Genomic DNA, 19307 nt, shown 5'->3' with positions numbered 1-19307 from the left:
GCGTGCGCCGGTCTTTATCGCGATCAGGGTATTAGTGAGGGCGAGGCGCCCCGCTGGAGCGGTCTGGAGGGCGCGGCGCAGACGTGTTCAGCCTGATGCTCGCGGTGTTGTCCAGGATTGGATCCTGTGGCGTGCTGCCGTCGACGGACTCGTTCCCGGTCGTTCTGGAGAACCCAATCGGTGGACCATCGATCGTGACTGCTCGCTCTGGGGCATGGATAGAGGCGAGATCGACTCCTTCTGTGCCGCTGACCTTTACCGCAGCTACCTTGAGTCGGGTCAGGAGGGCCGTGTTCATTGCTTGGAAGCCCGCCTCGGTCCTCTGCAGGAGTTTCCCGGTGAAGGGGATGAGGGCTCCGGAAAAGGTCTCTGCTTGCACCAGGCGGGTGCGGCCTTGTTCGAGCGGAATAAGTGTGAATGAGTGCCGGCCGTCGAAGAGTCCGGGGATGCCCATGGTTCCGAGCCACTCCAGGCGCTGATCGGGCTGGACAATAGTGACCCGCGGCTTGAACGTCATCGCTCTGCCCCCTGCCGGGGCGATGCGCACCTGGAGACGTTCTCCGACCGCGAGGACCCCGGACATGGAGGTAATGAAGGGGTTCCAGCTTGCCATCGATGCTGTGTCTATCAGTTGTTTCCAGACCACCGACGGTTCTGCCGGAAAGTCAATCCTTGCCTCTATGTGTTCCATGGCTACTCCTGGACGGTGCTGTTAGTGAGCTGGTTCAGGTTCGGATGAGAGCCCGGCAGCTGTGGTGCGGGGCGTCTTCACGCCGCGGATGAGTAGATAGGCCAACAGCGAGACGTCGCAAATGATGTCCGGCAGGATGAAGATGGCAGCTGATGTGTCCGCTAATGAGGGGGCGAGGAACCGTGTCAGGGCGTCGATGACGTAGCAAACGGTGGCGAGCATGAGCACGAATGAAAGCCATGGCGCGCGACGTACTCCGGGCGTTGGGTACCGGCGTCATGGGATGACCGGTGCGGGCATCATTGGGGCGTCGTCAGAGGCGATAGCGGATGGTGGTGGTTCACTGCTGCCCAGGTCGAGGCGCAGCGGCGGGTATTGGTCGGTCATCAGCGCTGCGTAGGCGGTCACGCGGAACACCCAGCGGTTCATGCCCATGAGGAGGTCGAACACCCCGCGGGGGTAGCGGCCGGCAAACAGCAGGACGAGACCGGCGATGCAGACCAGCAGGCCGATCAGTCCGCTGCCGTAGGCCCAGGCGTTGCCATCGCGCACCTGGTTATAGCCGGCGAAGGCGGCTCCGGTGAACACACCAATGATCAGGTAATGCGGGAGCGCGAGCAGCCACCATTTCACCAGCACGAGTCCGCGGGAAAGCGACTGCGGGTATTCAACGGACAGCCGTGCCGGATAGCCCGGATCGTCGGCCAGCGTGAACGGCGGATAGACGTCGGTGCCCAGGGCGCTGTAGGAATAGAAGCTGACCCGCCACGTCCAGCGCAGCACGCCGACGTTGAAGTCAAAAATTGCACGCGGATACCTTCCGGTGATCAGGATTGCGAAGAACGCCACCACCGAGAGCACCAGGAAAGCGATCCACAGGAAGAACAGAACAATGATGTGCGGGATGATCAGCAGCCATTTGACGAGCCACAGCCAACGGCTCAGCTTTGGGGATTGCCCGCCGTCGAGAGCGAGCGGGTATGAAGTTTGTTGTCCCATGAGAAGCCCTTCCTTGAGCTGTAAACGCTTGCCCATTCGGGGCGTTGGCGTTACAGCGGCGGGCGGGGTCTCTCCAGTTCGGCCAGGTCCGCGAGTCTGTCGGCGGTAGGAGATTCTGCGCCGATACCTGCTACGGTAGGCCGTTATGCCGGACAGGTCAATGGATACATGTCTTTATTGACAGTATAATTGGAGGCATGGCTGAATGGAGTTTCCTGACTAATCACCTGCACGCGCTCTACTGCGTCGCGCGCCACCCCGGGATTCGCATACGTGAGATCGCCGAAAGCGTGGGGGTCCAAGAGCGGGCGGCGCACCGTATCGTTTCGGATCTGGTCGAGGGCGGTTACTTGACCCGCCGTCGGGTCGGGAGCCGCAACTTCTATGAGCTGCATCCGAACCAGCCGATCCGACGGGAAGGTCTGGACGAGGTCGCGGTCGGTGAGATCCTCGACGTACTCCTCAGACGGGAGTAAGAAGCGGCCCACACCGAACGCCTGCCTACAACGCGTCCCGTTGGACGGCAGCGTTCCTCAACTGCGGACTGATCTCTTTGTGGCGTCATTCTGTGATCACGTTATTTTGCACCGGCGCCCGTAAGCCGGTCCTTCAGCGTACATAGGGGAGGCAACAGACAAACCCGGGTGTGACTTCAGCGATAAATGGCTGCTTTTTCGCAGCGCTATTTGGCACACACCCGCAAGGGGAAATCTGAACGCGTGTGATTTCTGAACAACCCTGGATGCGTGCTCGTTCCTCATGCTGTTACCGCGCTCCGATGCAGCAAGCTGCAGCGGAGGCGGTCAGAATCGATGGGCACGGACAGATGGTCCTTTTCGATTCGCTGTCCGCGCTGCGGGGCTTACCCGGTTCTGACGCGCGGTTTTTTAGGCGGTCAGTTTACGAGGATTTCCCTGACTGGTATTCCCCGGCGTGCGGCCGGGTACCGGCAGCGGCAAGTGCATCAGAAAGCCGCATGGCGTCCAGTAGCAGCATGCTGTCGGCCGGCGGCGCGCTGCCGGCCTCGCTGGTGCAGATAACCAGTGCAGCGGTGACCTCCGCGATCAACTCCGGGTCACGACTGCGCCGGTACTCCTGCGCGAGGTCTCCTGTGTCTTCAAGTTCTCCGGCGACGAAGATCGCGACCTCGGTCCTGTGTGCCATCTCAAATTTCATCAGCACGGATGAGACCATGTTCTTCACGGTCTTTTCGGCCAGAAACATTTCCTGTCCGATCTGGCTGTTGGTCAACCCTCGGGCAACCCTGACCGCTACCTTCATTTCCTGCTTTGAGAGCATCCCGAACCGTCCGTTGGGCCCGTTCTTCCCGTCGGCCTGGATGGGAGCCAGGATGCCGGTCTGGAAACGACGGCTGTAAGCGGTGTACCCACGCATTGCGCGCCGGATCAGCCTGAGCAGCTCCTGGTTGTCATCCTGTTGGGACAAGCACCCCCAGGCACCGGCCAAGATAGCCCCAATCAGCACCGCTTCGTCGGTTTCACCTGTCATCAGCACACATCGAATGGTGGCATCAGCAGCTGCGATTGTCCGACACAGCCCGTCACCGGAACCATCGGGAAGATCATCATCAATGATGGCCAAGTCCGGACGTAGCGCAGGGATCCGCCGGGTCGCCTGGCGCACAGACGCGGACTCCCCGGAAACGCTGAAGCCGTCAGCCTCCAGCAATCCCCGCAGACCCTGCCTGACGAGCTCTTCGCCACTCACGATGTACACGCTCCGAGAGGAGGACGCCCACCCGGGGCTAGCATCAGCCGCCATATTCGTTTCCGTTCATCCGCCCCTGAAACCCTGATGGCGTTTGCTGGTTTCCTGCTGCCAATCTGGCCCCACCCTGAAAAGGAGAACAGATACCCAATCCCCTATATATGGGTATCTGTTGAAAACACGAACGAAAATGCAGCCTCACTTACGAGGCTAGCCCTATATGCAGGTTCCCGACACCCCAACGCTTAGTAAAACCTGACGCATGCCGGATTCCAGCGCAGGATTCCCGACCACATCGTTTTGCCGAGTTCAGACCGTCGGGACCCAGGTCACCGATACGACGCCGGCTGGAGGATTCCATATGCTGCGTTCGTTCGACCCACCAACCTTCGTAACTGCGAAGATGGGGGTGTGCGTGCCGGGCCGCTGAATGACGTCTCCGCCCGGCACGCACGCGGGGCCGGGCCGGCTCCTTACCGATAGTTTTACCCGTCCGGGCGCAGTGCCCCAGCGGAAAGATATGCCCGTCAAGCTTCTACTCCTGGTGATGACATTGACCTGACGAAGCAGAACGACCCCCTCCGCGGCCGCTACCCGCCTCGGTCCGCGCTCATAAGTCCCGCACGGGAGGCCAGGGTTTGCGGCGGCGGAAGGACCAGAACGCGAAGGAGGCGGCCTGGGCTCTAGCTCTCGGCGATGTGGACGATGCTCTCGGTGTCCTCCTGGTGTGCCGGGGTGTCGGCGAGGCCTTCGGGTGTGAGATCGAGGTCTTCGATGCTGATCGGGGACGTGTCAGCGGCGGTTGCGTGGTTGCTGTTTATCTTGGTTGTCATACCTGTGATTGCTGGGTTTGTGGTGGCGCTCAGGGGGTTACTTCCATTTGGAATTCACAGCGGCAACGCAGAACCCTGGTCGCAAGGTAGGCGGCCAGGGAATCCCCGGCGCCAGCTGGTCCTGGCCGGGGAAGGTCCCCGCCATCGTTTCGACATGGGTACGCGGGAGGTCTCAAGGGTTCTCCGCGGTGGAAGTAGGGACCGTCGCGGCGACCCAGCTCCTGTAATGGTACTGGCGGGGCCGGGAAGGCAGCGAGGTCTTCGCTGGTGGTCTCGAACAGGCGGGACACCCCGCAGCCGGAGCAGCCGAAAGCGGCGGGGCTGGCCGGCTGCGGGCCGGGAACGGCCGGGGATTCACCATTCAGGTGGATGTCGGTATCACATACCTCGCACCGGGGCCGTTTACCGTGTGGCTGCTTCCCGTCCCCGCGCGTGTAACTGTTGGACGTTGTGGTCATGACCGGTGATTACACCACGGCCTGGTAGCTGGTGAGGATGTAGTCCGCTGCGGCCGGGCCCTTCATCCGAAGGCGCTGGCCCGGGCTTAGGCGCTGGTCGATCGCTGCCCAGAAGGCCTGCTCGGGGTGGGGTTTCTGCCGGGACAAAAGGCACCAGCTGGTATACAGACCGTAAAGGGTGTCCGCGTCCAGCGTCGTCTCGGACTCCGGATCAACGTAGGTGGCTTCCTGAAGGAACTGGTCAAACTGTGAATGTGCCACGATGGCTCCGTTCACTACGGTGCTGTTCTCCGCCGTGGGCTACAGCGGCATAAAACCCAATGCCCTGCACAAGACACTGGGCGGAAGTGCCGGACCCTGACTCAAGTCTTCGGGCCGGCGAGAAAGGTGACCGGACAAAAATCTGGTCCCCTGACTGAAACCATACCGGCAAGCTCTCTACAGTGTAGACTGTAGGTGTAGTCAAGTAGGAAAGCAAGTGCCTAGCCGTGAACGCGCCGGCCCCGATGTAACCGGCAGGACGGATCGTTATGCCTTCCCGCAAGAACCCCCGCAGTGGGCCCGAATCCGGAAAAACGCGCCTCAGCAGGGACCTCGTGCTCGCCACCGCCCTAGAACTGGTGGACTCAGAAGGTCTGAACGCATTGAGCATGCGCCGGCTGGGGCAGGAGCTGGGATACGACCCCATGAGTCTTTACCGCCATGCCACCAGCCGGGACGACCTGCTGGACGGCATCACCGAACTGGTGATCAGCGAAGTGGCCGTTCTTACCGATGCCCCGGACTGGCATGCCGGGCTGCGCCGGATCGCCCACGACCTTCGGCTCCTTGCCCTCCGCCACCCCAACGTCGTGCCGCTGCTGGTCACCCGACCGCTGTCGACCCCCCTTGGTCTGCGCCCGCTCGGGGTCTTGCGGCCCCTCGAACAGATACTGGCGCTGCTGATAAAAGCCGGCTTCGCACCGGCAGATGCACTCCACGTCTACCGCGCCTACTACGGATTCCTCTTCGGGCACATCCTCAACGAACTCCAGGAACTCGTTGTGGATGCGGAAGAGAACGAGGCCACCCTCCGCCTCGAACTGCGCCGCTTGCCGGCAAAGGAGTTTCCCCACCTCCGGGCCCTGGGCCCGGTCCTTGCCGACTATGACGGGGCGGCAGAGCTGGACCACGGACTGAACATCCTGCTCACCGGACTCACCACCCAACTGGCCGTCGAAGGACGGGGCCAACCCGACACCGTCGAACGGTGAGCCAAGCAAACGAGGCCCAAATCGTCAGCGCTGCATCTTCACGTGCTGCATTCTCGATCACGGCTGCGACCGCCGCCGCATGGTTATCCCGCCTGGCTGTCGGCTGAGGCTCCAGAATCGCACGTGCCCGCCAGTAGGACCACCCCCGGCGCGACATCTTGTCTGGCTGCCCCCCCGACCCAGAGGACCTACAGCCTTTGACAAGGGCGGGAGCCCCCTTAAGGGGAGCCCGCTTAAAGTGAGACTTTTCCTTATCCTGCGGAAACCTTGACCGCGTCTTGAGTCGCAGAAGCAACACTAGGACGGCCCGTGCAGTCGAGTTGCGGGCGAAACCTGTTCTGATTTCCGCTGCCCCCTGCGGTGGAAATCAGAAAGGTCGGCGCGTCCCCGGTGTGGGCATGCCCGCACCGGGTATTGCCCAGTGACGGCCACTCGCCGGCTGATTGACGTGCAACACACGATCCGCAGCGTGTCCCATCCTCCCGCAAGCCGCCTTTTTCAGTAACAACCCAGTGTCTTGAAATAGAAAGGGTTATGAGACCAGAGCAGCACCAACGGATAAGGCTTGCGGCAGGTGGTTGTTTCTGCCTGCCGTCGAGGGGCAATCCCTGCGCTTGCCTGCGATCGGTCGTCCCTGTCGGTGACCGCTCACCCTGTCTGGATGACGCAGGAGCAGGAGTGTCAGATCTCTAACCGATGAAGAGCCCGGTCCAACGATCGTTGGTCTTATCGGTACACGGTGACGGGGCCGGGCGGTTCGATGAATACAACGCTCCCGCCCCGTCACCTACAACTCAATCTGCCTCGTAGCGCTCCAGGATCTTCTGCATCTGAGTGATCTCTTCCTGCTGCGAGCTAACAATCTGGTCGCACAGTTCCACAATTTCCGGGTCAGTGATGTCCGATTCCTGACAGACCAGGATGGCGCGGGAGTGGTGAGGGATCATCGACTTCAGGAACTGCTCGTTGCCGACGAAGGTTTCCGTCCGCCCCAGCGCGAATACCCCGGCGAAGAGCACAGCAAACCCGACCAGCATGGCGATGTTTGCTTTCGTGTTCTTAAACATCGCCCACATGCCAACGATCATGACGATTGCCATCGCTGCGACCATGAGCAACGCCATCCAAAAGTTGCTGAGGTTGAAGTAGAAGTGATCGATTGATCGGACCATCGACATCGACAACACCCACATCAGCCCGAGGATGACACCGAACTTCACATACATCTTGGCCGAACCGCCCTGATGGGAGTGCGCCTGTCCGTTCGGGGCGTGGTTCCCTCCGGATGGCATTTCCTGCTGGCCCTGTTCAGAGTGCTTCTGATCGTGCCCTCGTTCATTGTGGCTACCGGCGTCGCTTTCTGCATTCATGAGGTGCTCCTTGAACTCTTTCGCAGAAGGGCTCTAGCCGAATGAGGACAGCAGATCCGCGCAGGCCTGTTCGCATCTGCGGCAGGCTTCTGCGCAGATCCGGCAGTGCTCGTGCATGCCCGCGTGCTGTTCGCATTCATCCGCACAGGCCTTGCACACAGTCCGGCACGCCTCCAGTACGGCACGGGTGATGTTGGCGTCGTAGCCGGTGTGGCGGGAAAGGACATTGCCGGTAGTCGCGCAAATATCGGCGCAATCCCGGTTGGTGCGGATGCACTTGGTCAGTTCCGCGACCATGTCCTCACTCAGGCAGGCGTCCGCGCAGGCCGTACAGGTCTGCGCGCACTCAAAACAGGCCTCGATGCAGGCTGCCAGCTTCTCCTGGTCAACGCCGCCGAGGTCCTTCGGGTAAGTCTCAAGCATTCGGGCTACGTGGTGTGTCATTGGTTTCTCCTCATTCGGGTGCAATTGATGTGCGTCAGCCACACGTGGCTTAACCGTCTGGGATCCCGGGGACGATGACGGCTTCAAGGCCACGACAAGGGACCGATGACAGCCCCCGGGCAGCGGAGGCTTACGTTCGGCTGATCGAGAGGGCAGTCAGCGATGGAGCGAGATGGTCGCGTTTTTCCAGCGCTGCGTTAGATATCCCGGCAGGAAGATGGGAGCCGGTGACAGAACTAAGCTCTCCCCGTGCAGCGGGGACGGCAGTGCTTTTCTCGGTGGGGAACGCCCTTTGTGCCTCAGTGATCCCAACCGGGGTGCTGCCTTGATGCTGACAACAGGTTCGCCAGGGCGAAGGCGTGTGCTGGCCAACCATGCCTGGAGAACCGCTATCCGCGGCATGGTCGGCTTGTTCCAGGGTGACCGCCGAAGTGCCGGTTGTTTTGACAGGCGATGGGTGCTTCATGTTCAGGCACAAGCCTGCGGACGCCGAAGTTGTGAAGGCAACCAGCAGTGAAAGGGTCAGAACTATCTGCACCACCATTCGGATGGCGGTGGCAGTTCTGCCTCGTGCTTGTCGTGAAATCGCGACGCCTTCCACTTTTGCTGCAGTTCCCGATCCACCCTAGTAAATAGTAAGCAGGCTGACCAGTCATCCCCCACCAATCCCTAAGCTCTCCCGAATTACTCTTGGGCAGGCTGAGGGGGCTCCTGACCGCCCGCAGCCGCAACAGGCAGCACTGCCCGCCCTGTCACTCGTGGAGGGCCTCCAGCGGCCCCAGAAGGGGTGAGGGGGCAGCTAATGAGCGAAGGGTGGGAGTGAGTAGCCATTTTGTAGCCACCACCCAGAGAATGGCTACGATTCCGAGGGAATGCAGGAGAATCCCTACCTGCCAAGCATTTTCGTTAGAGCAACGAAAAACCCCCGGAATCTCGCGGATTCCGGGGGTTTTACTTTGTAGCGGTGGGGAGGCTCGATCTCCCGACCTCACGATTATGAGTCGTGTTTACCTTGTACTAGTCAGCGTTTGGGCCGTCAGTGGTCACTGTTGGTCATGGATATTCGCCAAAAGGTCAACACTTTCCCGCCCCGTTCCCGCCCCGGACATTTCGAACCGTCCGTGTCCCCCGGCGCTTTTTGTATGGCCGTCTCGCTCAGCCTGAATCAATCCAGTCGGGCGCAAATGCCACAGGTCTTGCTTCAAATTCGATCCGGCGCTCTTTCCGCGTCCTCTGGCGCATGACTACCTGCCTTCACCGAGGTATCGCCTCGGCGCTGACCTGTAATTAGCTGTCACGGTGACCTTTGCCCTTCAGCGTATGGCCGTATGGCGTTCGCGTGCGGGCCGGTTCAGTTCCTGCCCACATGCGGTTCGGCAGGTCCGGCGGAACGTTCGTGGCTTGATCGGCTGATATGAAGAAGCACGCGGTTGAGGCGTCCGGAAGGCCGCTGCCTCCACGACTCCTGCCTTGAAATCCACACCCATCTCCGTTCTCAAGCCCAGCCCCGCATGGTGACGCGCTTGGACCAGAGGCGAAGTACTGTTGTTCACATGCCACCGACCGGAGATATCGTGGCGTAGGTTCCTTTGCAGGCGTCGATGGATTATCGCAAGGCTGGAGAGGACTGGAAGACCGGCTGCGCGAGGCGCCATGGGGGTGTCCCGCATGGCGGCTTCAGGGGGAAGATGGCTAAGCGGGATAACACATTGGTTCTGTCTTACGACAAGACTTCTTGCGATCGTTGTGGAGCCCCAACGCGTGTCATCGCGCAGCCGTGCACGGAGTGTGGGCGACGTCCTGCTGCTGAGGAAGTGAATGGCGCCGTCAATGACCGGCGCAGGATCGTGGACGGAATCAGAGCCGCACTTTCTGGTGATGACGTGCACCACGACGGATCACCGCTGGAACTTCCGACCGTTCCTTTGGAGCATCTCGACGACTACGTCGAGAACGCACTAGAGCCCATCCTCAGGTCCTTCGCAGAAGTAGCCCGGCAATCGCGAACTGCCGCGAAAATCGCCACCCTCAAGCAACTGGCTCGCCACCACCTCGACATGATTGCAGCCGCCGAGAACATCCCCCTTCGGCGTCCCTCCGTGGGGCGGTTGCAGTACCTCAAGAGACAGGCAGCGGACTTAGGGGCGGTAATCAACTTGTACCTAGAGGTCCTAGCGGCTCCAAACATGCATGAGGCCCAGAACTACGCTCGTCAAGCCCAAAGTCATATCGACGCCATGGCGTCGCGGCGTGAGGTTCAGAACAAAATTCAATCGGCAGTCCAAGAAATCAGCTCTGCTGACTTCTTGGATGGCGGCGGAATCGACCTTTTTCGGGCTCTCAGCGTTCGACACGGCGGACTGTCTGTAGCTGAATTGGAGCATCGAGGACGTACTGAATTCTCAGAACTGTCAGGCCGCGAGCCACAGGTCGGAACCGGGCTTTCGTACCTTACGTGCGATCTGTTTTCGGAGGCGAACTTCGACAGGGATCGATTCAAGCAAGTAGTCAAGAGGACCGCTCAGTTGTCCAAAGTCAACGCAGAGACACTCGATTCGTTGGCTGAAGATGCTGCCCTTCTGTCTGATCTCCATGAAGCCAGACTTAGGGCCGTGCAAGCATGGGTTCGATTTCAGAGGACCGTCTCAGGACGGATCACTACGCCTGCTCTCGTCAGAGAAGTCTTAGCCCTTTACAGCGAGCTGTTCGAACAGGTCGGAATTCCGGTCATGGGCTCAGTGCTGTTGCTTTCGGGGCAGAAGACTATGCCGTACGCCAAAATGAGAATACAGAACGCGACGGCGATTGCAGACAACCTATCCAAGAGCCCCGCCCTGAATGGTTTGGTCGAAGGGCTGGACATTAATCTTCGCAACGCGACGGCACATGGACATAGTTACACGGTCACCGAGGACTCGCTCTGTATCCGGCTGAAAAGCTATCAGGGAGCCATGGCTTTCGATGTACTGACGGACAAGATGATGGCGCTAATGGAGAGCTTCACCGCCATCCAGCTCGTCCTTGACGATGAATTGTCCTCCCGTGGTCAGGACGGTCATCAGGTCCGAGACCTTGAGCTTTTTGGCTTTTCCGTCTCTGAGGTAGTCCGACTCCTGCTGACCGCCCTTGACGTCACAGTGCACTCCACTGTTGACGATGACGAGCTTTGGACGATCGCGATAGGCAAGACGGAGAGGAGCAAGTTCACATTAGCGAAGGTCATCAGCAACGTGCTGCCCTCGACTGCTAAAACGTTGGTCCTCCAGTACGAACGTGATGCCAAAGTCCACCGACTGACCGTCGAAGCCCCGGTGCTCGCAGGCGTGTCAGCACATCAACTTAACGATCCAGTAAAGTTCCTCCAAGCTGCGGGATCAGTACGAGTCGATGGCGCCCCGGTGCTCGACCCGCCAGCAAGAAGACGCTTCATATCCCACCACCTTTCGAAAATCTTGCTATCCGGCGACATCGGTATCGTCGGCCAACTTCGTGACCTCCGCGATGCCACTCGCGCATGGTCTGACCCGGAAGTGGGCGACGCGATCAACGACACCATCAGGTGGCTAAGAGGCGTTCCGCCCCGAGCAGGAGTGCAGAACTACCGGCATCTACTGACGCGCAAACTCGATGATTGGGCTCGTAGGGGCGATTTCAACCTGCCCTAGCACAGCGCAATTTGGTCCAGATTCCGTCCCTCACAGGCTATTGTTTGGTGCCGCTGACTGCATGACGGCTATTGCGACGACGATCCCTACGATCATGCTGATCCCGGCTTAGGGTCACGTCGCGACTGATTGGATAAACACCTCTGGGCAGCGGGAACGGATGGTGGAAGGTGAGCGCAAAACGTTTGACGAGTGGGCCTTCTTGCCTAGGTGTCCGATATACGGCTAGGTTCCCAGCACTGTCCGGCAGGACCATTGCCGGGCACCCGCGCGTAATTCCTAAGAGTCATCGACAAGTTTCTCGTCCTGCCCACTCACCCTAGGCCGCCGTGATTTGTCCATCGCTGTAATGAACGCGCCCTCAATTCGGGTTGCTTTGGGGGCAAAGCGTGCCCGCGCGTTCGGCCCCTCGGCTTCCCTCCGAATGAGCTTCGAAGACTCGTGAGCGGCGGGACCCGGCCCGTTGGCCGCTTGTCGCTTTCTAGCTGCCGAAATCTGCCGCCCACGACTGCTCAGGCATATCTTTCCGAGCCATAGGCCTTTGAAAGTCCCTGAAAGCACAGCTCAACATTGGTGCACTTCCATTAGCTCAAAACGCCCTTTAAATTCCTTGATACTGTCTAGAAATAGTCCCCCTTTACTAGAGGGCGAAAGAAATTGCAATGATTGAATACAAACGGCGCCAATGAACCTGCATCCCGCAGGTGATCGCCACTATCCCAAGCGAAAGAGACGACGGATTTGATGGGCTCGATAAAGACAATTACTGATGCGCAATTTGACTATGCCCTAAGCGTCTTGCGACGGCGGGGATACCAAACGGTCTTTATGGACTCCACATTCACAGACTTCGGACTGGACCCGGAAGACTGCCACGGTCCCGTAGCGACGTGGCTCCGCGAACTGAATTCACGGCAAGCAACCTATCTGATCAGTTGGCTTCAAGCCCTGCCAGACTCAGACTTCGAGACCCCCGTCAGGCCACGACTTCCGCGCGTCCGCCTGCAAACTACTAGTCATTCAGAGACTGGCTTGGGAGAAGGGAAGCCCTCATGACGACTTCCACTTTCAGCCTGCGACCGGCCTCCTCCCACCTTGGCGGCAAGACGGAGCATGATTGGCTTTCTCAAGTCACGCCGTCCCATCTAAGAAAGCTTTCGGTGTGGGCAGTCGCCACAGGGATGGACTTGTTCCTTGACCTTCTTGAGAGCGGGGTACTCGATCAACGGAAGGACGACGCGGCAACGGCACATGCTGCGTTCAAGACAGTATGGAATGGCTACACGAACGAACAGCGAGGGCAATACGAATACGAACTACGACTGGTCGAGGAATTCGGGCACGAGCACAGAAACTCCTATGACGACCAATTCGAAAGTGCAGGCGATTGGGATAAATTCGTAGAGTTTCAGCGCACTACTTCTGTCGCTGAACGAGAGTATTACAGTTCACTCGGAAAGAAAACACGATCAGAAATTGTGGGTTCTCACCGAAGCTATGACGGAGCCACTGGCCCCTCCGTGAAGGGTTCGCTTCCCAGTGCTGGCGCGGAAAAAGATGCCCTCGAAACCAGCGCAAACAGTATTAAAGGGAATAGTTACAAGAGAAAAGAAGCAGGGCAGATGAGCTGCTTCGGCGTCGGGTGTGGCAATCTCCCTGCATCGTCCATCTCGCACTTGGAGCCAGCGACCACCTACTTCACCCATTCGGAAGCTAACGACGACATGGAGGATTCCGATAGACCCGCGCTGACGGAAGAGTCCAAAAAGCGAATCGTTGAGCGGTTTTCGTCGGAAGCCATGAAGAGCATGCAGGGCTTGTACGGTCGATTGGACCTGACGGCCATCATTGATGCCCAGTACCTCGTGACACTGAAATATAGCGACTCGCTGGCTGACACTCTGACCAACGCCATGATGGCGCGCCACCTTCAAGCACTCGCCGATGACTACGAGGCAGCTTGGGGGCACACACTTCTCGCGCTCTGGAAGAAGGAGTTCGCACCTGCCCAACACGGCACACGTAAGGGCAGCGTCGATAGGAAAAACAACATGGACTTCGGCAACGCCCACTTGCACCTGTGGATGGCTGCGCCACCCTCTGGGCGGTCCGCCTACGGTCGTCGCTCTCCACACCGTGCAGAATTCGGAGGCTGGGTGTGGGCGAAGTGGTTGGAGAGATCATGGCAGAGAATAACTCAGCAGCAGACGCCCCGAACAAAGTTCACATGGCTCCCCTCGCCGGAAGAAGTCAACGAACACTGGTGCGACGAACCTAAGGACGCAATTAACAAGATGGTGGCCTATTTCAAGAAAACAGGGAAAGGCACCATAAGGAAGAGATTCCAGAATCGCGTCCCAGCTAACTGGCTGGCCCGTGGAGAGCATGGAACTAAGTTCTATGGATATCTGGGGTTACGTAGTCAGCAAGCCGCTTAGAAGGGCTCACAGCGACTGTATTACGAGCTGCAAGCACGGATAAGTGGAGCCCACGAATGTGGATTCGCCTCGCGACGCCGCCCGAGGGCATTCAACGCCGCTACCTTCATGTCGAGAGTGGATGACGTTACACACCGCAGAGGCGACTCCTCGACGAGAACACTATGACCATCTCCCATTAAGGGGCGAACATGAACTACACGGAAAGAGCGGGCCACCTGAAGGGGCTCGGCGACGAAACCCGTCTGCGGATCGTCGAACTACTCGCCCAACACAAAGAACTCAGCGTCGCGGATATTACTTACGAACTGGGCTTACCCCAACCGACGGTAAGCAAGCACCTGAAAATTCTAAGGGACTTCAATGTAGTCGAATTTCGCAAGGACACCGTTAGAAGGTTCTACCACCTCAACCGTCATAGCATCCTCGAACTCCAACGGTTTGCTGCAACGCTCAAGCTATAGTCACGAACGAAGGCCGACACTATCGAGGACCTCAAGGACAAGGTGGGCTAACCCATTTCGGCTCCGACTTCACGGGGAGCTGCCAATCACGGACGCCTTGCTCTTGTACGCTCAAGTTCGACCGAATTGTCACCGGCCTAGTTTATTATTCCTGAATGAATACGCCCCATGGTGCAACGCATGTCCTCTATGCAGTCGCGCGTGATCCTTACTCCATGGGCATCGTTATCGCGCCTCGGACTCAAGCCGACGCGTTACCGCTGAAGCGCCTTCCCTTCTTTTGTTCACGCCTCGCTGGTGGTTGTGGGGCGACCCTCACGCTAGCCGCCGGACCTGTGCGAATACCCCACTTTCGACATCTGCCCAAATCTGCTTGCGCCCTCCGAGATGCGGATCGGGCAAGAGACAACTACACGCATGTCGCGATCCAACTCGCATTGCTTAAGTGGATAAATGCAGTTCCGGGTTTTGGTTGCACCATGGAAGAACGCGTTGAAGGTGGGAGGACCGACCTGTACGTCGCTGGTCCCGGCACGCGTGTCAGCCTCGAAGTCCAGCGTTCAGACATCAGCCCGTTCGACGTGAACAGGAGAACTGCGCTCTACAGCCGGAAGGCGACAGCCGTGAATTGGCTCTACGAGGTTGACACCATCCAAGCTTGCCGTCAGGAGCTTAAGGACGCGGGGCTCTGCCTGAGAGTCAGCATCGATGCCGAATTGACCGAGTGCTCTCTCGGTGTCACTTACTCGACGGGAGAAGGCGGAAAGACAACCACTATTTGGAGCCCTCTGAGCGAATGGTGGATCAATGCAGGAGGGCTGGGTTCGCCGCATCTCGCACTGGCGCGGAAAGCAGTGACTGACTGGCGGCGAGAAGCCGCAGCGACTGCGGAAGTAAGGCGGGTTGCTGCCGCTCTCGCCAAAGAAAAGAAGTTAGCGCAACAGAAGCTTGCAGCGGAGTACCGTCGTCTGCATCGTCAATGGGAGACCGGGCAACGAGCTAGAGGTCAGACGCTGAAGGAGTGGGCGACTCAAGAGGTTCGGATCATCGACGCCAAAACGCGGCATGCAAACTCTCGCCAAGGTTATGGGCGAGACGTTTGGAGTCCTTCAATGCAAGGTTCGCAAGAAGACGTGGCTTGGGCGCGCAACATACGCGATAAAGTCCGCTCGATTGTCGAACGGAACTACGATGCAGGCTTCCTCAGCGCAGAGTATGGTGCTGGACTGACGTATTGGTTAGCCGCGAAGACTGAAGCAGGATGGTGGATAGGCGCCCAGCTAGGCGAGCATGAAGCCTACACGGCTGTCATCAAGATGTACGACTTGATACTTGATACGAGTGGCCGAAGTGGCGCGAGACTCGTGCAGCCGGAACACTCCTTCGACGCGAGACACCATCCGGTCTAAGCAGATTGAGTTTCGCCTTGCGCGCTTTCTACCTGTGGACCCATCGGACAACTTCCTGCCGAATACACCAAGTACCGACGCCGCAGAGTACTGGTCCGCCGCTCTCACGAAGGGTGTGAACAACCAGTTGGATTGCGCGGCCCTGCATGCCATGACTATCACGCACGGACTATCCAAGCAACATTCTGATTGCGCCGCCTGCGGCGTCCTAATACATTTGAATGAGCACCCCTGCTCGAATTCCCAGCGCTTCGCCAAGCACCGGCTCCACCCCCCATATGCTGCCAGCAGCCTTCATCTCCCCGGCCCTCTTTGTTCATAATGCATTGCTTGCCGTACCACGCCCACCCTTCGCGTAGGTAACAGGCAAAAGGAAATAGGCGATAACTCATTGTTAGTAAACATCGGCGTCAGCTCCGGCTGCTGATTGCTAACAGGTACAGCTAGGTCAGCAGTCAGTCGAGCGTCTCCCTGAGGAATGCCACTTGGATGTACCTTTAGGCAGACGATCAATAGCAGACTTTAAGCCCTTCTATGCCGTGCTGGTCTTTCCTTCCCACCTTTTTCATCGTGTTGCTTCTCAAGCCAAACCGATCAGGCGCAGGGGACTCTGCATACAAATTGAGGAGACGCGGGGTACACGAGTGCATAGACCAACTCAAGAATGCGCCTTGAATATCAGTGAGAGAAGTTGCGTAGACGACGTCACGTATTAGCGAGCTGAATTTTGCAGACCGCTACTAACTTTCCCTACGCTAACTCTGATACTGGTAGCGGGCGGACGCTGCGCTAGGCACCGGTGCGGCGGCGGGCGTGGTCTTTCCACCAGATAGATGTTTAAATTCAAGTCAGTTGACATTCAAAAGGAGGCGCAGTGCAGGAGCCAGAGCGAGCGGTGGCAACGCTACCGATCACGGACCGCAGCCTCGCAAGTATTGAGGCTCTCCGTCCAACGTTGCAGTCCATGAGGTGGGCACTCAAAGCCCAGCTCCACGCAGCCGGTTGGCAGTCAGTTCCGTTAACGGACATCAAAGGCAAGATGTACTTCGTTGGTTCGATCGCTCACCTCGTCGTTATGCACCGACCCACAGGTATAGACGGTGTTCTCGTTGGTGGCGCTGAGGACGGTGCGCAGTTCCCCGTCGAAGGTTCGACTCCCGCTTTGACGGTAGGCATGGTCTCCGGCACGGACCCCGATGACTATTACGGCTGCGACTGCTATTCATGCGACTCGTGCGACACTCCGGACGAAACCGAAGCGTGGACCTGTTGGCGGCTGGCCGGTCTAATCCACAACGCTGATGACGGCTGGCGCTGGGCTTACACTTCTGCCGCGTCCTATGGCATCGAGCGACAAGAACAGCGCCTCCATGATCTCGGTACTGCGCACTCAGCGAGGACCTGCAGCCTGTGCAAGCTGGAGAACTGGATGCGGAAGACGAGCAAGGCAAGACTGCCTAGGACGATCACTTCAGCCGACGCCACGCTCCACGTTGAAGGTGCTCCGCACGCTACAACCTTTTGTACTGGCTGTGCCGCTGGACTGGAAATGAGGAGCATATGTTAGGGCCATTCTTTGACCGGGATGGAAACGGCATTGGTGCCGAGCGTTGGCAGCAGTTGGTCAGTGAACCGAACTATTCCGATGTCGCTCGTGACAGATTCCCGATGCTTGGCGTCGTCGTTAAGACTCGCTGGATCGGACATGACCGTGACGATCTCATACCTGAACGCATCTTTCTGACTACTGCGCGAGGTGACAGCGGCGTCGCTGACATCGCGACGGCAACCGAAGCAGAGGCACTCACAATTCACGGGGGTTTGTGCGCGCGGTACCGCGAACAGGAAGCCCTCCTTGGCTCCGGCGGTTCACCTCTCCTCACAGACGGAGTGCTATGACAGCGAGCTAGCCGAGCTTGTGCTGAGTGGTGGTGGGCTGAAGGGTGCCAGTGCAAAGCAGGTCCGCGCCATCCTTGAAAAATTGCAGACGCTCGCAGTGGTTATCGAACATCGGTCACTTCCCAGCGCACAATTTAGCGATGCCACCGATGAACCTTGCGTTTTTTATTTCCGTGCCGAAGGCAGGGAGAACAGCGCTGCATTGTTTTTTGAGTCGCACTTATCGGCGAGTCCATAAAGTTAGTTCGCGAAGCCATGGCAGCACATGCCGTCATAACTAGTGCCACCGGTCCCCAGCGTGCAGGCGCTAGCCCCAGTCCATGACGGCGTGTGCAATACCTCCCACCCGCTTCTCAGACATACATAAAGCCGCCCAGCAGCCCCAATAAGAGTCACTGAGCGGCTGTCGCCCGTTCGGGAATTTAAAGTCGCTTAGAACGCATTTTTTGATAACCGGCAAAAGCGCCAAGGCCAACTAAGCCGACGCCAGCAAAGATGAGGATGGGCACTGCATTGAACCCGCCAGCATCATTAGCTACGCTGCTCGCCTTGATCACGGCATCGCTCTTCGGCGAGGACGACAGCGATGGTGTTGCGCTGCTGCTCGGGCTACTGCTGATTGCCTCGTTGCTCGCCTGAGCTTCAGTGGCCACTGCATCCACCGCTGGCTCCTCTGCCGGAGTCACGGTCGAGGATGCTTCACCCTCGACGGGGGCAGGGTTTTGAACGCCCGGCGCCTGAGCCTGTACCGCGGCAACGTAATCCGGAGCGTAGGCAGTAGGAGCCGCTGGAGTCACATAAGGCTGTGGGGCAGGAGCTGCGGGAGCGGGAGCAACGTACACCGGAGCAGGTGCCTGACCTACTGGAGCCTTATAAGGCTGTTGAACGGGCGCTGGTGCAACGTACACGGGCGATGGAGACTGATGAACGGGAGCTGGTTGCTGAACAGGAGCTTGCGGGACATACGGAGCCGGTGCAGGAGCTGCTGGAACGGGACCGTGATAAACCGTGCAGCCCTGCGTGGGAGACGGATTGGTGCAGGTAGGACCCGGAGGCGGCGTAGGAGCCGAAGGAGCAGGCGGCGGAGTCCAGCCGATCATGCCATCTCCACCCGTTGATCCGACGCCCGGTGTTTCAGCAGCCATAGCTACCCCAGCACTACCGACAGATATAAGCAGCGCCATTCCTAGCGCTGCAATTGCCTTTCTCATTCGTACCCACCTTCGATAAGTCTTCGCTGCTATTCGAATACAGATACTAATCAATAATGTTGACGATTAACAGGGGTAGCCGTGAAAGCTTTCGAAGCACAATATCGAGGGACCTGCCCCCGACTGCGAAGAACTTATCCATCCGAGGCAACTTATTCGCTGTAGCTGAGGCAACTTATTCGCTGTAGCTATGGACAGTACATGCACGATGACTGCAATGACGCAATCTCGTTGCCTGAGGAGACATCGGTCATCTGCACTGTTTGCAATATGACCAAGCTCTGCTGGTGTGAGGACCGAGCATGAAGCTCGAATTCAAGTTCTCCATCAACTTCACGGGACGATAAAATCCTATTGGTAGCTGAGAGCGACGAGAAGGCACCTCAGGGCGACGTTTATTCAACTCACGAAGTCGCACCCGCTCATTCCGATCCAGAGCTTGTGA

The 19307-nt window shown here is 58.6% G+C and carries 16 protein-coding genes; 7 read left to right on the top strand and 9 right to left on the bottom strand.

What is annotated here, in order from left to right; translation table 11 throughout:
• Positions 1–31: 31 nt before the first annotated feature.
• Genes QF031_RS04815 through QF031_RS04805 form a run of 3 tightly spaced genes read right to left on the bottom strand, consistent with a single transcriptional unit; the run spans position 32 to position 1726 of the window.
• Positions 32–691: an SRPBCC domain-containing protein gene (locus QF031_RS04815; RefSeq protein ID WP_307424840.1), complete on the bottom strand. Its 660-nt coding sequence runs from the start codon at positions 689–691 to the stop codon at positions 32–34.
• Between the two features lie 21 nt (positions 692–712).
• A complete protein-coding gene (locus tag QF031_RS04810) occupies positions 713–913 on the bottom strand; it encodes a hypothetical protein (RefSeq protein WP_307424838.1) in 201 nt (66 codons plus the stop codon).
• 54 nt (positions 914–967) lie between these two features.
• Complete coding sequence (locus QF031_RS04805) at positions 968–1726, bottom strand: DUF4389 domain-containing protein (RefSeq protein WP_307424836.1); 759 nt, start codon at positions 1724–1726, stop codon at positions 968–970.
• A 161-nt stretch (positions 1727–1887) separates the two neighbouring features.
• Between QF031_RS04805 and QF031_RS04800 the strand changes: the two genes are divergently transcribed.
• Positions 1888–2166 (top strand): helix-turn-helix transcriptional regulator, encoded by a 279-nt coding sequence (locus tag QF031_RS04800; RefSeq protein WP_307424833.1) that lies wholly within the window; start codon positions 1888–1890, stop codon positions 2164–2166.
• Between the two features lie 424 nt (positions 2167–2590).
• On the opposite strand, the gene QF031_RS04795 is transcribed toward QF031_RS04800, so the two are convergent.
• From QF031_RS04795 to QF031_RS04785, 3 genes are all read right to left on the bottom strand, one after another.
• Complete coding sequence (locus QF031_RS04795) at positions 2591–3427, bottom strand: response regulator (protein ID WP_307424830.1); 837 nt, start codon at positions 3425–3427, stop codon at positions 2591–2593.
• A gap of 674 nt (positions 3428–4101) precedes the next feature.
• A complete protein-coding gene (locus QF031_RS04790; RefSeq protein WP_307424826.1) occupies positions 4102–4251 on the bottom strand; it encodes a hypothetical protein in 150 nt (49 codons plus the stop codon).
• Positions 4252–4718: 467 nt separating this feature from the next.
• Positions 4719–4970, bottom strand: a complete 252-nt coding sequence (locus QF031_RS04785; RefSeq protein ID WP_307424823.1) for a hypothetical protein — start codon at positions 4968–4970, stop codon at positions 4719–4721.
• Positions 4971–5239: 269 nt separating this feature from the next.
• Here QF031_RS04785 and QF031_RS04780 point away from each other — a divergent pair, with 269 nt between their 5' ends.
• A complete protein-coding gene (locus QF031_RS04780) occupies positions 5240–5962 on the top strand; it encodes a TetR/AcrR family transcriptional regulator C-terminal domain-containing protein (protein WP_307424820.1) in 723 nt (240 codons plus the stop codon).
• Positions 5963–6756: 794 nt separating this feature from the next.
• Here QF031_RS04780 and QF031_RS04775 read toward each other — a convergent pair.
• On the bottom strand, positions 6757–7332 hold the full coding sequence (locus QF031_RS04775; RefSeq protein WP_307424817.1) for a DUF305 domain-containing protein: 576 nt from the start codon (positions 7330–7332) through the stop codon (positions 6757–6759).
• 33 nt (positions 7333–7365) lie between these two features.
• Positions 7366–7776: a four-helix bundle copper-binding protein gene (locus tag QF031_RS04770; protein WP_307424814.1), complete on the bottom strand. Its 411-nt coding sequence runs from the start codon at positions 7774–7776 to the stop codon at positions 7366–7368.
• Between the two features lie 1847 nt (positions 7777–9623).
• Between QF031_RS04770 and QF031_RS04765 the strand changes: the two genes are divergently transcribed.
• The 5 genes from QF031_RS04765 (at position 9624) to QF031_RS04745 (ending at position 17889) form a co-directional block, all read left to right on the top strand.
• Entirely contained in the window at positions 9624–11441 is a 1818-nt protein-coding gene (locus QF031_RS04765; protein ID WP_307424810.1) for a hypothetical protein, read from the top strand.
• Positions 11442–12493: 1052 nt separating this feature from the next.
• Complete coding sequence (locus tag QF031_RS04760) at positions 12494–13879, top strand: hypothetical protein (protein WP_307424807.1); 1386 nt, start codon at positions 12494–12496, stop codon at positions 13877–13879.
• Between the two features lie 191 nt (positions 13880–14070).
• On the top strand, positions 14071–14343 hold the full coding sequence (locus QF031_RS04755) for an ArsR/SmtB family transcription factor (RefSeq protein WP_307424805.1): 273 nt from the start codon (positions 14071–14073) through the stop codon (positions 14341–14343).
• Positions 14344–14498: 155 nt separating this feature from the next.
• Positions 14499–15752, top strand: a complete 1254-nt coding sequence (locus QF031_RS04750) for a competence protein CoiA family protein (RefSeq protein ID WP_307424802.1) — start codon at positions 14499–14501, stop codon at positions 15750–15752.
• 1855 nt (positions 15753–17607) lie between these two features.
• Positions 17608–17889, top strand: a complete 282-nt coding sequence (locus tag QF031_RS04745; protein ID WP_307424799.1) for a hypothetical protein — start codon at positions 17608–17610, stop codon at positions 17887–17889.
• A 184-nt stretch (positions 17890–18073) separates the two neighbouring features.
• Here QF031_RS04745 and QF031_RS04740 read toward each other — a convergent pair whose 3' ends face one another.
• Positions 18074–18313, bottom strand: a complete 240-nt coding sequence (locus tag QF031_RS04740; protein WP_307424795.1) for a hypothetical protein — start codon at positions 18311–18313, stop codon at positions 18074–18076.
• Positions 18314–19307 lie beyond the last annotated feature (994 nt).

The organism is Pseudarthrobacter defluvii (genome assembly GCF_030816725.1).
Taxonomy (GTDB): domain Bacteria; phylum Actinomycetota; class Actinomycetes; order Actinomycetales; family Micrococcaceae; genus Arthrobacter; species Arthrobacter defluvii_A.
The sequence above is the reverse complement of the archived record's forward strand: the minus strand, read 5'-3'. Positions and strand labels throughout refer to the sequence as shown.